This is a genomic window from Hominifimenecus sp. rT4P-3 (assembly GCF_051055405.1).
In the GTDB taxonomy this organism is placed as follows: Bacteria; Bacillota; Clostridia; order Lachnospirales; family Lachnospiraceae; genus Pseudolachnospira.
In genome coordinates, this window is record NZ_CP167068.1 from 942896 (window position 1) to 959289 (window position 16394).

General features: G+C 50.2%; 14 protein-coding genes. 12 read left to right on the top strand and 2 right to left on the bottom strand.

All coding sequences use genetic code 11. From position 1 onward, the window contains the following. The first annotated feature begins 4 nt into the window (after window positions 1-4). From ACCC71_RS04495 to holA, 7 genes are all read left to right on the top strand, one after another. Entirely contained in the window at window positions 5-1222 is a 1218-nt protein-coding gene (locus tag ACCC71_RS04495; protein WP_434311228.1) for a M20/M25/M40 family metallo-hydrolase, read from the top strand. Next, window positions 1219-1887, top strand: coding sequence for a thiaminase II (gene tenA, locus ACCC71_RS04500; protein WP_434311229.1), 669 nt, complete (start codon window positions 1219-1221; stop codon window positions 1885-1887). The genes ACCC71_RS04495 and tenA overlap by 4 nt, the downstream gene beginning before the upstream one ends. Before the next feature lie 12 nt (window positions 1888-1899). Continuing rightward, a complete protein-coding gene (locus tag ACCC71_RS04505; protein ID WP_434311230.1) occupies window positions 1900-2736 on the top strand; it encodes a deoxyribonuclease IV in 837 nt (278 codons plus the stop codon). Next, a complete protein-coding gene (locus ACCC71_RS04510; protein ID WP_434311231.1) occupies window positions 2729-3439 on the top strand; it encodes a DNA alkylation repair protein in 711 nt (236 codons plus the stop codon). The genes ACCC71_RS04505 and ACCC71_RS04510 overlap by 8 nt, the downstream gene beginning before the upstream one ends. Before the next feature lie 112 nt (window positions 3440-3551). Further along, entirely contained in the window at window positions 3552-7616 is a 4065-nt protein-coding gene (locus tag ACCC71_RS04515) for an efflux RND transporter permease subunit (protein ID WP_434311232.1), read from the top strand. Between the two features lie 158 nt (window positions 7617-7774). Then, window positions 7775-8026, top strand: a complete 252-nt coding sequence (locus ACCC71_RS04520) for a hypothetical protein (protein ID WP_434311233.1) — start codon at window positions 7775-7777, stop codon at window positions 8024-8026. Then, window positions 8013-8990, top strand: coding sequence for a DNA polymerase III subunit delta (holA, locus tag ACCC71_RS04525; protein WP_434311234.1), 978 nt, complete (start codon window positions 8013-8015; stop codon window positions 8988-8990). The genes ACCC71_RS04520 and holA overlap by 14 nt, the downstream gene beginning before the upstream one ends. Window positions 8991-9160: 170 nt before the next feature. On the opposite strand, the gene ACCC71_RS04530 is transcribed toward holA, so the two are convergent. Both ACCC71_RS04530 and rpsT read right to left on the bottom strand, forming a co-directional pair. After that, the gene (locus ACCC71_RS04530; RefSeq protein ID WP_434311235.1) at window positions 9161-9439 is read right to left on the bottom strand and encodes a helix-turn-helix domain-containing protein; all 279 of its coding nucleotides are present in this window, start codon (window positions 9437-9439) and stop codon (window positions 9161-9163) included. A 383-nt stretch (window positions 9440-9822) separates the two neighbouring features. Continuing rightward, on the bottom strand, window positions 9823-10086 hold the full coding sequence (gene rpsT, locus ACCC71_RS04535) for a 30S ribosomal protein S20 (protein WP_434311236.1): 264 nt from the start codon (window positions 10084-10086) through the stop codon (window positions 9823-9825). Window positions 10087-10273: 187 nt separating this feature from the next. On the opposite strand from rpsT, the gene gpr reads away from it, so the two are divergent. The 5 genes from gpr to ACCC71_RS04560 all read left to right on the top strand — a co-directional run bounded on the left by gpr (window position 10274) and on the right by ACCC71_RS04560 (window position 16342). Beyond that, window positions 10274-11179, top strand: coding sequence for a GPR endopeptidase (gene gpr / locus ACCC71_RS04540; RefSeq protein WP_434311237.1), 906 nt, complete (start codon window positions 10274-10276; stop codon window positions 11177-11179). After that, window positions 11176-12360: a stage II sporulation protein P gene (gene spoIIP, locus ACCC71_RS04545; RefSeq protein WP_434311238.1), complete on the top strand. Its 1185-nt coding sequence runs from the start codon at window positions 11176-11178 to the stop codon at window positions 12358-12360. Before gpr ends, spoIIP begins: the two co-directional genes overlap by 4 nt. Window positions 12361-12507: 147 nt before the next feature. Next, window positions 12508-14319 carry a translation elongation factor 4 gene (lepA, locus tag ACCC71_RS04550; protein ID WP_434311239.1) on the top strand — a complete coding sequence of 604 codons (1812 nt, stop codon included), beginning with the start codon at window positions 12508-12510 and terminating at the stop codon, window positions 14317-14319. Window positions 14320-14330: 11 nt separating this feature from the next. Continuing rightward, entirely contained in the window at window positions 14331-15482 is a 1152-nt protein-coding gene (gene hemW, locus ACCC71_RS04555) for a radical SAM family heme chaperone HemW (RefSeq protein ID WP_434311240.1), read from the top strand. 23 nt (window positions 15483-15505) lie between these two features. Continuing rightward, window positions 15506-16342 carry a sigma-70 domain-containing protein gene (locus tag ACCC71_RS04560; protein WP_434311241.1) on the top strand — a complete coding sequence of 279 codons (837 nt, stop codon included), beginning with the start codon at window positions 15506-15508 and terminating at the stop codon, window positions 16340-16342. Window positions 16343-16394: the final 52 nt, after the last annotated feature.

The window sequence follows — 16394 nt, forward strand, 5'->3', positions numbered from 1 at the left end:
AGCGATGGAACGAAATCGTGTTGTGGCGGAGGCTGCCAGGAAAGGCGCCGAGGCGGCTCTTTCCGCCCAGATGAAGCTGCTGGAACAATTTTCCGGTATCGACTGCGGTACGGGAAACCGAAGCGGGAACCGCAAGGTGGCGGAACTGGTGTCCGCATGCCTGCGGGAGATTCATGCCGATGTCGAGTGGGAGGAGGATTCGGAGCTTGGCATCCATGTGATCGGACGTCTGCGTCCAGAAAAACCAGTGGGAAAGGTGATTTTAGCCGCTCATTTGGATACGGTATTCGGGGATGGATTTGTAGGAAAGCACCCGTTCCGGCAGGAGGGCGACTGGGCGTATGGCCTGGGAATCAGCGATTGCAAAAGCGGCGTGGTGATTGCTCTTGCGGCAGCGGGCATTTTGGAGCGCGCACATCTTCTGCCGGATTGGGAGATCACCTTTCTATTTAACTGCGACGAAGAGATCGGTTCCCCTTCTGGTAGCCGGTTAATGAAAAGAGAGGCGGCAGACGCCGACTATGCTTTTGTGCTAGAAGGCGGGCGGGAAAAAGACGGGGTGATGCGGCTGATTACAGCAAGACGCGGCGTGATTTTAGGTCGGATGGACGTAACCGGCGTGGAGGCCCATGCGGGAAAAGACTACCTTTCCGGTCGAAGCGCAGTGAAAGAGCTGGCCCAGAAAATTTTGGATCTCTACGCCTTTAACGATGAAGAGAAAAAGATTTATTACAATGTAGCGCCGATCTCCGGCGGTCGTCCTAACGGTGTGGTGGCAGGGGAAGCCCGTGGGGAATTTTGCTGCGCGGGGCTTCCGACCAATGCGGATTTTGGGCGGGAGCGGGAGAAGATACATTCCTTGGCGGCTTCCTCCTATACGGAAGGATGCGTTACGACCGTGGAAGAACACACGTTGTTTCCTGCGATGGAACCATCCGAAAAGAATCATAGGGCCTTCCTGCTGTTAGAACGTGCGGCGAAAGTCTTAGGGATTTTTGTGGAAGAAGCAGAAGATGCTTCGGCTACGGACGCCTGTTATTATAGTTCTTATGGAGTCGCCTGCGTGGACGCCCTTTCCGCCATCGGAGCAGAGATTCATACAGTCAATGAACATGTTTTTATCCCGTCTATCCAGGAAAAAACGGAGTTTTTAGCGGTGGCGCTGGGCCTATTGGAACAAGATGATCGGAAGAAGGAACGGGGAAGAAGGGAGCTTTTATGACAAAGAAATTTACGGAAGAATTGAGAGAGGCAGCAGCCGAAATTTGGGCCGGTTACCATGAGCACCCCTTTGTGCGTGGGATCGGGGACGGCACGCTTCCCATTGAGAAATTTCGCTTTTTTATGATTCAGGACTATTTATATCTGTTTGAATATGCCAGGCTGTTTGCTCTGGGCGTGGCAAAATCAAGGGGCCGGAAATGGATGCAGATGTTTTCGGAGATGGAGCATTCTACCCTAAATGGAGAGATGAATATCCATCGTTCCTACATGAAACGGCTGGGAATTACAGAGGAGGAGCTGGACGCGACGAAGAGCTCTCTGGCAAACCTTTCTTATACGAATTATATGCTGGCAGTCGGCTACCGGGGAGACGCTCTCGATATTCTGACGGCGGTTTTGGCCTGTGCGTGGAGTTATCAGGAGATTGGACGGGAAATTGTTGGCAGAAACCCTGATGCGGCAAAGCACGAGCTTTACGGCGAATGGGTAAGCGGGTACATTTCCGAGGAATACGGACGGATTGTGGAAGAAAACCTGGCGGGAGTCGATGCGCTGGCCCAGGGGATTTCGGAAGAGCGAAAGCAGTATTTAACCGAAGTATTTGTCAATTGCAGCCGGTATGAAGCGGCTTTTTGGGATATGGCCGATCAGATGGCGCCATAAGGAGAGACGGATATGTTGATGATTGGAAGCCACATCTCTTCGTCAAAAGGCTATGAAGCGATGGGAAAACAGGCGTTAAAGCTGGGAGCAAATACCTTTGCTTTTTTTACGAGAAATCCGAGAGGCGGTTCGGCGAAGGCTTTGGATTTGGAAGATGTGAAACGGTTTCTAGAGATCGCGGAGGAGCATTCCTTCGGCCCTTTGGTGGCCCATGCGCCGTATACCTTAAATCCCTGCGCGGCAAAGCCGGAAGTTTTGGACTTTAGCCGGCGGGCCATGGGGGAGGACTTGGAGAAATTGGAGGCTTTGCCGGGGAATTATTATAATTTTCATCCGGGAAGTCATGTGGGGCAAGGTCTGGAGGTTGGAATTTCCCGGATTGCGGAGCTGCTAAACCAAATTTTAACGTCAGAGCAAAGCACCATGGTTTTGTTGGAAACCATGGCTGGAAAAGGCAGTGAAGTCGGAGGCCGGTTTGAAGATTTGGCTAGAATTCGGGAGCAGGTGGAGCGCCGGGAAAAAGTAGGGGTTTGTCTGGATACTTGCCATGTATGGGACGGCGGCTATGATATTGTCCATGACTTGGACGGCGTGCTGGCGGAATTTGACCGGGTGATCGGTTTAGAACACCTAAAAGCGATTCATCTCAACGACAGCCAGAATCCGATGGGAAGCCATAAGGACCGGCATGCAAAAATCGGCGAAGGGACCATTGGGCTTTCGGCTCTCTGTGCGGTCATCAACCATCCGCTGTTAAGAAAACTTCCCTTTGTGCTGGAAACACCCAATGATGAAGAAGGATATGCACGGGAAATCCATATGCTGCGGGAGAGGTATCGGGATGAATAAGGAAGAGAAGCTGCGAGAGGAACTGATCCAGCTGGCGGAGCCATCCTACCGAGATTTTTCCAGCCGGCTGATTCCCAATCTGCAGAAAGAGAAGATGCTTGGCGTGCGTTTGCCAGCTCTGCGCAAGATCGCAAAGCGGTTGGCGAAAGAGGACGGAATGGAGAGCCTAAAGAGAATTGGGAGAGAATACTTTGAAGAGACGATGCTTCGAGGAATGGTGATTGGCTGCGTTCCGATTTCCTTTCGGGAAAAGATTCCGGCGATCAAAGATTTTTTGCCGGAGATCGCCAACTGGTCGGTCTGCGATAGCTTTTGCGCCGGTCTAAAGGGCGCGGCGAAGGAACCGGAAGCCGCCTGGGAGCTGATACAGGAATGCCTGGCGGATACCAGGACCTATTTCCGGCGGTTTGCGTTGGTGATGGAGATGAATTATTTTCTGGACGATGCCCATGTGGAATCGGTGCTGGAAAGCACGGCGGGCGTCGGAGAAGAGGATTACTATGTGAAGATGGCAGCCGGCTGGTGTCTGGCAGAATGCTATGCGGCTGCTCCGGAAAAGACGGACGGGCTGCTGCGCTCCGGGCGGCTGAATCCGGATGTATTTCGCCTGGCGCTTCGAAAGATCCGGGAATCCCATAAAATTAGCGAGCGATGGCAGGCCAATGCGAAGAAAATCCGGGATATCCATTATGACAAGTCCTAATTATGAAAAGTGTATAAATTGTTTTTCCAAACTTGACATTCCCCCGAAAACGGAATAAACTGAATCCGTTCACTTGTCAAATAGTTTACCTGGTTATCTAAGGGGAAAAAAGATGTTATCACGTTTCAGTGTAAAAAAACCTTATACAGTTCTGGTTGGAGTTGTTCTGGCGATTATTCTCGGATTTGTATCCCTATCCCACATGACGGCGGATTTACTGCCAAGTATGAATATGCCTTATGCGGTGGTGTATACCACTTACATAGGCGCCAGCCCGGAGGAAGTGGAAAGTACAGTGACGCAGCCGGTGGAAAGCGCCATGGCTACGGTCAGCAATATTGAAAATATTCAGTCTGTTTCCTCGGAAAATATTTCGATGGTCATGTTGGAATTTGGGCAGACCGCCAACATGGATTCTGTTTCCATTGAGATGCGGGAGAGTTTAGATCAGATTTCGTCCCAGTGGCCGGATTCGGTTGGGAATCCGATCATTATGAAATTGAATCCGGATATGATGCCGGTGATGATTGTAGCGGCGGGCAAGGATGGTTTGACCGGAGGAGCCTTAACCGACTATGTGGAAAATGAGCTTTTGTCGGAGTTGGAAAGCATCGAGGGCGTGGCCTCGGTGCAGGCCAGCGGAGAGATTGCGGAATCCGTACAGGTAATTCTTTCTCCGGAGAAAATAGCGGCGAAAAATCAGGAGATCCGGGACGCGCTGGCGGACAAATTTGCCGATGCCAGGGAGGAATTGGAGGACGCCCGCCGGGAGGTTGAGGATGGCCTTGATCAGGTAGAGGATGGAGCGGCCCAGATGAGCGCGGGCAAGGAGACGATCCAGCAGCAGCAACAGGCGCTGGCAACCCAGATTGCCCAGGCCCGTGCCGAGATGGACACAAAAAAGACAGAACTTTTGGAGACAAAGCTTCAGCTAACAGATCAAATTTCTAAATTGACGGATCAGCTGGCCAGCTTGCAGCAGGCGGAAACGAGTCTCAAAGAACTAAAGACTCAAAGGGAGTCTTTGGTTCAGCAGAAAGAGCAATTAGAAGAAGCAATCCAGGCATATCAACAGCTGGCTGACGAGTATGCGGCGGCATCGGCGGCAGTGGCTGGATTTGAGGAACGGATTACGGCCATTCAAAATGACCCGGCTCTAAGCGAGGAAGAAAAGCAAGCGCAGATCGGGGCGATTCAGGCGGGAGAAGACTATCAGAAGGCGCAGAGCGATCTGGCCATGGCGCAGATGAAGCTGAAAGCTTTGGGAATCACCGCCGATCAAATCGGTGGGAAGATCACGGAGCTGACCATGGCCTCCCAGGCCATCTCCAATGCTCTTACTCAGCTGGACGGCGCGATTCAGGCGGCCGGACAGGACCCGGAACAGTTAGATCAAGCTCTGGCGGAGATCGCAGCGGGAAAGACCCAGCTTCAGGAAGGGATCAGTCAGTTAGAAACTACGATTACTCAGTTGGAGAGCGGGCAGATTGCGATCAGTGAAGCGGAAACTCAGTTAAATATTGGCGAAGCTACAGGAAATATGCAGATCTACAGCGCTTTGGCGGAAGTGATCGCCGGACAGCAGGGGCTTGCCGGCACAAAGACCCAGCTGGAAAGCGCTTTGAAGCAGATGGACGACGCCGAAGAGCAGGTGGAGGAGCAGGAGGAGGCCGCCTACGAGAAATCCGATTTGACGGACCTTTTGACCAGAGATCTGATTTCTCAGATTTTGACGGCGCAGAACTTTTCTATGCCTGCCGGTTATATCACCGAGGGCGACAGTGAGATTTTGGTCCGGGTCGGCGATAAATTTTCCTCTCAGGCAGATATTGAGAATCTGGTGCTGATGGATATGGGCTTTGATGATGTGGAGCCAATCCGTGTAGGCGAGGTGGCGGATGTCATTACTGTGGATAACTCGGCGGATGTCTATGCCAGCATCAATGGAGCGCCGGGTATCCTGATGACCATGCAAAAGCAGACCGGTTATTCTACGGGAGACGTCAGTGACCGGATACAGGAAACGTTTGCGGAGCTGACAGAGACGGAAGAGGGGCTTCATTTCACAATCCTGATGGATCAGGGCATCTATATGGATATGGTGATTCACTCTGTCGTAGAAAATATGCTTTTCGGCGCATTACTGGCAATCTTGGTGCTGATTGTATTTATGAAGAGCCTGCGTCCGACGATTATGATCGCCTGCTCGATTCCGCTCAGTATTCTGACGGCAGTTTTGCTGATGTACTTCAGCGGTATTTCCATTAACATTATTTCCCTGTCGGGCTTGGCTCTTGGCATTGGAATGCTGGTAGATAACTCGATTGTGGTAATTGAAAATATTTATCGGATGCGCGGAGAAGGGCTCTCGGCGCGAAAGGCGGCGGTAGAAGGCGCCAAACAGGTGTCCGGGGCAATCACAGCCTCTACGCTGACGACCGTGTGCGTGTTCCTTCCGATTGTATTTACGGAAGGAATTACCAGACAGCTCTTTGTGGATATGGGATTGACTATTGGTTATTCTCTGTTAGCGAGCCTGTTTGTGGCGTTGACCCTGGTTCCGGCTATGTCGTCTGGGCTTTTATTAAAAGGCGAGCTAAAGCCAAATCGGACCTTTGAGCGGATTCAAAATGTGTACAGCAAAAGCATTGTCTGGATGTTAAAGAGAAAAGCGTTGGTCTTGGTGGCCGCGCTTGGCATGCTGGTTCTAAGTATTGTGGCGGCATTTTCCAATGGAACTGCGTTTATGCCGGAGATGGAGAGCACGCAGATGTCGGTGACTCTGGAGACAGAGGAAGGCAGTACCCTGGAAGAAACGGCGGCGATTTCGGAAGAAGCCATCGCCAGGATTCAGACTCTTACGGATGTGGAAGCAATCGGCGCTATGGCCGGCTCTTCCAGCGGGATGATGTCTATGGGAGGAACCAACACAGAACAGGTGAGCATGTACCTGATCCTGAAAGAAGACAAGGAACTGACCAATGAAGAGCTGAAGACAAAAATTCTGGAATTGACGGCGGATCTTCCTTGTGAGACCAAGGTAGAGACCTCGATGATGGATATGTCGGCTCTTGGCGGAAGTGGAATTTCCATCGAGATCAAGGGAAAAGAACTGGATAAACTAAAATCCATGGCAAAAGAAGTTGCCGCCCTGTTGGAGAACGTAGAGGGTACGGAGGAAATCTCCGACGGAATGGATGAGCAGACCAAGGAACTTCGAATTATTGTAAATAAGGATAAGGCGTCGGAACACAACCTAACCGTGGCCCAGGTGTATGGGGCGATCTATGCGAAGCTTTCCGAGTCCAAAGAAGATACGACGTTGATCACGGAGAGTAAGGACTATCCGGTTTATGTGATGGATGGAGAGGCAAAAACGCTTACCCAGGATGAGATCGGAGACCTGACGATTTCTGTGACCAACGCCGAGGGAGAAAAAGAAGACGTGGCAATCCGCGACGTGGCAGATTTTACGACCGATGTGGGTCTGGATTCGATTCGCAGAAATAATCAGCAGAGAACGTTAAATGTCACTGCCGTCGTTTCCTCCGGATATAATGTCGGCTTGGTCGGCGAGGAGGTGCAAAAGCAGCTGGAATCCTATGAGGCGCCGGCTGGATATTCGGTGACGCTTCGCGGAGAAAGCGAGACCATTGAGGAAGCCATGGTGGAGATGGTAAAGATGCTGGCGTTAGCCGTTGTCTTTGTGTATTTGGTCATGGTGGCTCAGTTCCAATCCCTGCTGTCGCCGTTTATCATTATGTTTACGATTCCTCTGGCCTTTACCGGTGGTTTCCTGGCGTTGTTCTTGGCAGGATTTGAGGTCAGTGTCATTTCAATGATCGGCTTTGTCATGCTGGCCGGCGTTATCGTCAACAATGGTATCGTAATGGTGGATTATATCAATCAGCTGAGACGGGGCGGCATGGAGAAAAAAGCCGCGATCGCGGAAGCTGGAAGAACCCGTCTGCGTCCGATTTTGATGACCGCAGTCACCACGATCTTTGGATTGATTACCATGGCCTTTGGCATGGGAATGGGAGCGGATATGGTGCAGCCCATGGCGATTGTTACGATCGGCGGTATGATATATGGAACGCTGCTTACCTTGTGGGTGGTGCCTTGTATCTATGACCTTCTCAATCGGAAAGCCGATATCACAGAGGAAGAAATCTAAGAATAGGATACGGAAGAAAAAGGAAGCGCTGCGCAGTGTATGGCGCTCCTTTTTGCTTATATAGGAAAAGACTTGATTTTTCCGTATGGCCAGCGTAGAATAGGAACGAACGGAAACGCAGAAGCTTTTCGATATCAAAGGATAAATGAGGATGATTTATGAAATATCGTTTTGAAGTGGAACAGATTGCAGCTGAGAGAGGGAAGCTTCCGCGGGATGAGCGGCATGATATTATGCAGTATTTTTCTGGAATTGTGATTGAGGCGGACGAGAGGAAGAAGGCGGCTCGTCAATTGGCGAAGCTGTCGGCAGGCCGTTTGTCAAAGGAAAGCACTGACGAGACGCTTTTGATTACGCTGCCAGATTATGGGAGCTGCCAGGTGACAGTGAGGATACATGCAGAAGATTAACAGTGATATTAAAAGTGGAAGCTTTGCTCCGGCGTACTTGCTGTATGGGGAAGAGGCATTTCTGCGGCGCAGTTATAAGAATCGTCTGCGGCAGGCGATGGTAGGCGACGATACGATGAATTTTACCTATTATGAAGGCAAGGATTTTTCGGTAACAGAACTGATGGATATCGCGGAAACCCTGCCTTTTTTCGCCGAAAGGCGGTTGATCATCGTGGAAAACAGCGGATTTTTTAAGAAAGAGTCGGGAGAGCTTGCCGATTATTTGGACCGAATGCCGGACACCACCCATTTGCTCTTTGTGGAGGAGGAAGTGGACAAGCGCAATAAGCTTTATAAACGGGTAACAAAGCTGGGGTATGCGGCGGAGTGCAAACGCCAGACCGCAGGCGAATTGAAAAAGTGGGCGGCCAGGGGGTTGGCCCAATCTGGAAAAAAGATTACCGAATCAACGCTGGAGTTGTTTTTGACGAAGACCGGGGATGATATGGAAAATATCCATCGGGAGTTAGAAAAGCTGATCGGCTACATCGGGGAGCGAGAGGTCGTGGAAGCGGGGGATGTGGAGGCGATTACGACGACCCAACTTTCCAATCGGATTTTTGATATGATTCATGCAATTGCCGCGGGGGAGCGACGAAAGGCATTGGCCCTTTATGGAGATTTGTTGGCGTTAAAGGAGCCTCCGATGCGGATCTTGTTTTTGATAGCCCGACAATTTCATGGATTGCTCCAGGTAAAAGAACTTCGGGAGCAAGGCGTGGGAAAAGATGAGATTGCATCCAAGTGTCGGCTGCAGCCTTTTCTAGTCGGCCGGTATATGAGCCAGGCATCCCGTTTTACCAAAGAACAGCTGGAGGACTATGTCCGATTGGCTGTGGAAACCGAAGATGCGGTGAAAAAGGGGAATTTAAAGGACAATCTGGCAGTAGAACTTTTATTGGTGCAGTTTAGCGAACGATAAAGGAGAAAGACGGGGTACGTCCAAACACATCATAGCGACGGACAGAATCAGGAAAATTAGAAAAACGGAAAAAAGCGCTGCGAAAGAAAAAGTTTCCGCCGCCCTGCCGAAAAGACTGGGGCAAACGGTGGAGAAGGTTTCTCTCGCAGCGCTTTTTTGAAGGAGTAAACCTAGGACTTGCGGATATCGTTGATGATCTGCTGGATATGGGCGACCTGTTCCAGTGTCATGCCGGATATTTCAATATAGGTGCGGCTGTCTTCACCCAAAAGGTAGTCGGTACTGACGGAAAAAAAGTGGGCGATACGAATCAACATATCAACTGACGGGAGTATATTATTGTTTTCCCAGTTGGAAACGGTTTGCTTGGACACGCCAAGCTTCCCGGCCAGTTGAATTTGGCTGAGACTATAGGAAATACGCAGTTTTTTCAAAGTTTCTCCAAACATCGTTTTTATTCTCCCTCTGTATGAAGAGTACAATGCGGAAAAGGTATTTACAAAATACAAAAGTATTGTTATAATGGACAATCATAAGGGGGATATAGGCATATGAGAAAATGGGTGAGTGGAATATTGGGGGCAGCCCTGTTGATACTGTTTGCTGCCTCCTGTGCTCCCCGTTATTTTTGCTCCAATTGTGGAAAAATATGTACGGGTACCGGATATCGCGATATGACGGGAACGCATGTGTTTTGTATGGAATGTGCGGTTCATTACTATTCTCCTCTGTTACCACAAGAGAACAAATGGAAGGCCAGGGAATGTCCTATGGAATAAAAAAGAGCCGTCCCCACACCATGGGACAGCTCTTTTTTATGATTCAATCTCAATTAAGAAATCTTGTTGACAGCTTGGGTTAATCTGGAAATCTTTCTGGAAGAAGTATTCTTGTGAAAAACTCCCTTGGAAGTTGCTTTGTCGATCTCGGAGATCGCCTTCACCAGGCAGGTCTTTGCAGTCGCGGCGTCGCCAGCGGCGATAGCAGCGTCCACTTTCTTCACATAGGTTTTCACTTTCGAACGGATCGCTTTATTGCGGGCTGCGTTCTTCTGTGCCACAAGAATTCTTTTCTTTGCGGATTTGATGTTTGCCAATTTGTACACCTCCACTACGCATGAATGATTTGACGGTATAAAAACTATTTACACTCGAATCGGACACGGACGATGATGTAAACATACTTTTTTATTCTACTGGAAATTTGTCCCGCTGTCAATACATATTTCGTTGATTTTTGGAAGAAACTACGGTATGCCATTTCGTCAAATAAGGAGGAGTTTTATGCCAAATCGTTTTCCGATCCGTACAGATCTGGCTGTGGAAGCCAGAGAAAATACACTATCCGGAGCTGAGGCTGAGTCGATTTCCGGAGTTGTTTATCAACAGCAAGAAGAGGACGGCGGACAGATTCAGATTTCCCGCGTTCTAGTGAAGAATGAGAAGGGCGCGAAAGCCCTGGGAAAGCCAAAGGGAAATTATTTGACCATTGAGGCTCAGAACATGTGGAAAAATGAAGGCGGAATTCATCGGGAGATTTCCAAGGCATTGGCCCGCCAGATTCGAGCTCTTTTAAAGGAAGCAGGGTTAAAAAAATCTTGTTCTGTCCTGGTTGTAGGGTTGGGAAATCCGGAGGTGACTTCCGATTCTTTGGGACCGCAGGTCTTGGGAAATTTAAGGATTACCAGAACCTTGTATCCCGATGGAAAGATTAGTGGAATTGTTCCGGGAGTGATGGCGCAGACCGGAATGGAGGCGGCGGAGGTCGTAAAAGGGATCGTGATGGAGACAAAGCCAGATGCATTGATTGTGATCGACGCCTTGGCTGCCCGCAGCGTACGAAGGCTCGGCACGACAATTCAGCTGACCGACACGGGAATTCATCCAGGTTCCGGCGTCGGAAACCGTCGAAGCCGCCTGGATGCGGAGACCATGGGCATCCCAGTAATCGCAATCGGCGCGCCTACGGTAGTGGGGGCTGCCGCCATTGTGTTTGACGCGGTGGAAAGCTTGATGGAGGAAGTAGACGAAGCGGAGCGGTATCAGATGGTAAAGGACTTGGTGGAACCAAAGCTGGGGCCGATGATTGTAACGCCAAAGGATATCGACGACCGGGTACGTCGGCTTAGCTTTGTAATTTCCGAGGGGTTAAACATAGCGCTCCTTGGCGACGCATATACTGGAGCATGAGAATTATTATTTTGCTTTTATGGATTTTGGTATCCTTATTTCTTTCACCGGCTTCTTTTGTTGTCAATCAGGAAAAAACCCTTCCGCGGCTTTTGATGAAGGCGGCCGAATCTATGGTAGATCCAGGATTTTCTATGGATTATGAGGCGCAGATGATGGCAAAGGAAGAAAATCTGGAAATGACTGGTGGCCTCGGAGCAGACAGCATCCGAGGCCAGATTATGGAAAAAGGCGAGATGTCCGGAAATGGAAAGGAGTCCGGCGAGACGACGGAGAGCATAGAACATATATCGGAAAGCAGTGGAGAAGTACCGCCGGAAACCTCCGAAGAGAGCAGCAGTTCTTCCGGTGAAGCCATGGATTTGCCGTCGGAAGCGGTTTCGGCTCAGGCTTTGGCGGAGCATTTTTATTCAAAGGAACAGTTAAATGACGTACAGTATTTGCTGGATCATGTATTTTGCCTTGATCCCACTTGCGCGGTAGGAGGGGATATTTTAAATGGAGAGGTTTTTCTGAATAAGGATTTGAAATTAACGGGTACCGGAGAACCCCAGGTGTTGATTTACCACACCCATTCTCAAGAGGAATATGCGGATTCCGTCCCTGGTGATCCTTCTATGACAGTACAGGGGGTCGGCGATGAGCTGGCGCGGATCTTGACGGAAAAGTACGGGTTGTCTGTCCTTCACAATACAACCCACTTCGATATGATGGAGGGAAAGATGGAGCGGAGCCGGGCGTACTCCTATGCCAAACAGGAGATTAGTCAGATTCTGGACGAAAATCCTTCCATCCAGGTGGTGATCGACCTGCACCGGGACGGCGTGCCGGATGATCTGCATCTGGCGACGGAGGTAAACGGGAAGCCCACCGCCAAGATTATGTTTTTTAACGGCGTTTCCCAAGATTTAGACGGACCGATTGAACGTTTGGCAAACCCGTATCGGGAAGACAATTTAGCTTTTAGTTTTCAGATGTACTTACAGGCCAAAGCAGCCTATCCTGGATTTTGCCGGGATATTTACTTAAAGGGATATCGCTATAACCTCCATTTCAGACCCCGTTCCGTCCTGTTGGAGGTAGGGGCCCAGAACAATACCTATGAAGAAGCCGTCAATGCGATGGAGCCTTTTGCCGATATTTTGACAAAGGTGATTCTTCCTGCGAAAGAACAAGAGTGAATTCCCCTGTACAGGAATAAGTAAATTCCACATGTGGAGTGAATTCAGGGGGCGCAGGGTCTTGTAGGAACAAGAGTTTTGTGCTACACTATATACGGAAAAATGGGGTTTTATTGGATTTCTTCCAGTCCCCACAGGAGGATATACATGGCAGCAGATCAGAGCAAGATACGGAATTTTTGCATCATTGCCCACATTGACCACGGAAAATCTACGTTGGCGGATCGGATTATCGAGGACACCGGCACGCTGACAGAGCGTGAGATGCAGTCGCAGGTGCTTGACAATATGGAATTGGAGCGGGAACGCGGGATCACGATCAAGTCCCAGGCAGTCCGCGTGATTTATAAGGCAAAAGACGGAGAAGAGTATATCTTTAATTTGATTGACACACCGGGACACGTGGATTTTAATTATGAAGTTTCCCGGAGTCTTGCGGCCTGCGACGGAGCGATTCTTGTTGTGGACGCGGCTCAGGGCGTAGAAGCTCAGACGCTGGCCAATGTTTATCTGGCGTTGGATCATGATCTGGATGTGTTTCCTGTGATCAATAAAATTGATCTTCCAAGTGCGGAGCCGGAGCGTGTGATCGAGGAAATCGAGGATGTGATCGGCATCGAGGCCCAGGATGCGCCTCTCATTTCCGCTAAAAATGGTATCAACATCGACCAGGTGCTGGAGGCTGTGGTGACGAAGATTCCGGCCCCGTCCGGAGACCCGGACGCGCCGCTGCAGGCTCTGATTTTTGATTCCCTTTATGACTCCTACCGCGGTGTCATCGTCTTTTTCCGTGTAAAGGAAGGGACGGTGCGCAAAGGGATGAACATTCGAATGATGGCGACCGGAGCCGAGTTTGGCGTCGTGGAAGTGGGGTATTTTGGCGCGGGCCAATTTATTCCTTGCGAGGAACTCTCCGCGGGCATGGTGGGATACTTGACGGCCAGCATTAAGAATGTGAAAGATACCAGAGTCGGCGATACCATCACGGAAGCGGACAGGCCCTGCGCCGAGGCGCTTCCGGGGTATAAAAAAGTACAGCCCATGGTATACTGCGGCCTGTATCCGGCGGATAACGCGAAATATCCGGAACTTCGGGATGCTTTGGAAAAATTGCAGATTAACGATGCGTCTCTTCAGTATGAACCAGAGACTTCGGTAGCCCTTGGATTTGGCTTTCGCTGTGGCTTTTTAGGGCTTTTGCATTTGGAGATTATTGAAGAACGGTTGGAGCGGGAATATAACCTGGATTTGGTGACGACGGCGCCCAGCGTGATCTATAAAGTACACAAAACCGATGGAAGCCAGATGGATTTGACCAATCCGACCAATATGCCGGACCCGTCGGAGATCGAATATATGGAGGAACCCATTGTCTCGGCGGAAATCATGGTAACGACGGAGTTTATCGGCGCGATTATGGGCCTGTGCCAGGAGCGCCGCGGCGTGTATCTTGGCACAGAGTATATCGAGTCGACGAGGGCGCTGCTTCGCTATGAACTTCCTTTAAATGAGATTATCTACGACTTTTTTGACGCGTTGAAGTCCCGTTCCCGCGGGTATGCGTCTTTTGACTATGAGATGAAAGGCTATGAAAGGTCGGATTTGGTGAAGCTGGATATCTTGATCAATCGAGAAGCAGTGGACGCCTTATCCTTTATTCTCCATGCCAGCACTGCCTACGAGCGGGGGCGGAAGATGTGTGAGAAATTGAAAGAGGAAATTCCGCGCCATCTGTTTGAAATTCCCATTCAGGCGGCGATCGGCAGCAAAATCATTGCGAGGGAAACCGTGAAGGCCGTCCGCAAGGATGTTTTGGCCAAGTGCTATGGCGGCGATATCTCCCGTAAGAGAAAGCTTCTGGAAAAGCAAAAGGAAGGAAAGAAACGGATGCGCCAGATCGGAAGCGTCGAGGTGCCTCAGAAAGCGTTTATGAGCGTGCTGAAGCTGGATGAAGAGTAAGAGGTGAGCGTATGACGAAAACGGATTTAGGGATATATGTACATATCCCTTTCTGTGCACGAAAATGTGATTATTGTGACTTTGTCTCTATGGTGGGATCACCGGACGAGCAAGCTTACTATATCCGGGTTTTGAAAAAAGAAATACGGGGATTCGAGGCTCTGGGAAATTTATATTTGGTTCGGACGGTATTTATCGGCGGCGGGACCCCCTCTATTCTGGACGTGTCCCAGCTTGAGCGGATTATGGAGCAGTTGAGGGAGCAGTATGAGTTTGCGGAAGATGTGGAGATTACCATTGAGTGCAATCCGGGGACGTTAAATGAGGAGAAGCTTCTGCGTTACCGCGCGATGGGAATCAACCGCCTGAGTCTTGGCCTTCAGTCCACCCACAATGAAGAGTTGAAGGTGCTGGGGCGCATTCATTCCTATGAAGACTTTTTGGAGAGTTACCGCCTGGCGAGAAAGGCGGGCTTTACCAATATCAATATCGATTTGATGACGGCCCTGCCCGGCCAGAGTGTGGAGGCCTGGGAAGATGTGCTGCGCACGGTGGTAGCTCTTGCGCCGGAGCATATTTCCGCCTACAGCCTCAGCATTGAGGAAGGCACGCCGTTTTTTGAGAGATACGGGAATACGAAGGGGCGTCTGCAGCTTCCTAAGGAATCGGAAGACCGGCAGATGTATCATTTGACAAAGGAAATTTTGGAAGAGGCGGGATATCGCCGCTATGAGATTTCCAATTATGCGAAAAAAGGAAAGGAGTGCCGGCATAATATCACCTATTGGAACGGAGGCGAATATGTCGGTTTTGGTCTGGGCGCCGCATCCTATCTGGGAGGAAAGCGGTTTAGCAATCCGAAGGACAAGCAGGAGTACTGGGAATTTGCCAGGAACGCTTACCATCGTTATAAGGAACTTCCGCCTCAGGGCCAGAAAGAAACCATGGAGGAGTTCATGTTTTTGGGGCTTCGGATGATGGATGGAATTTCTATGAGAGAATTTGAAGAAAAGTTTCATGTACCCTTTGCGGAGGTTTACGGGACGCCGGTCCGCCGTATGATTACCCAGGGATTTTTGGAAGAGACGGGAAACCGGCTAAAATTTACGGATAAGGGAATTGACGTGAGCAACCAGCTTCTGGTAGAGTTTTTGCTGGGCTAGGCTGCAATAAGAATGGAGTTTATATGGAAGAGAAGGAAAATTGGCAAAGAGGACTGGAGGCGGTTCGGGAAAAGGCGGCGGCCAATGGAAATCGGATTGCCGTCGGGGAGATATTGGCCTGCTTTCCGGGTATTGCGCTTTCGGAGGAACAGATCCGTCTGATTTACCGCTATTTGGAAGATACGCACATCGAAATCGAGGACTATGAACCTCATGATACGCGGAGTGTGGCAGTGGGATCTGGCCGGCTTTCTGGAGAAGAAAAAGCTTATTTCCAAATGTATCTGAAGGATTTGGAAGGGGTGGCTCCTTGTACAAAAGCGGAGGAGGAAATCCTGGTAAATCATCTGCTCGGCGGGGATGAGGGAGCGCAGAACCGACTGATTGAGGGGAATTTACATCGCGTATTGGAGTTGGCGAGAAACCGGGCCGGCTGCGGCGTGCTGATCGGAGATCTGGTTCAGGAAGGAAATATGGCGCTGGTAACGGCGGTTGAGGAATATCGCAGCGCCGGCGTCCGGCTGGTGGGAGAACCGCTGGAGGATTTCCTGGAAAAGAAAATCGACGGGGCCATGGAAGCGCTCATCCGCGAGCAGAGCGGTTTTGACCGGGCGGCAAAGCGGATGGCGGCGGATGCGAACCGGCTGCTGGAACTGACAAAAGAGTTGGAAGAGGAATTGGGCCGGGAAGCCACTTTGGAGGAACTGGCAAAGCGGATGCATTTGCCGGGAGAATATGTGGAAGAGGTGGTCCGCGTTTCCTATCATGCCATGAAAAATGGGGACGGCAGCGAAAATCAGCGTGAGAAAGCAGATCGCTTGACGTCCGGATGGGATTTGACGGAAGAGGAAAATTCGTAAGGCCTGGAAGCGGTTTACGGCAATAAGGATGGAAAAAATATTACTTTTAGAA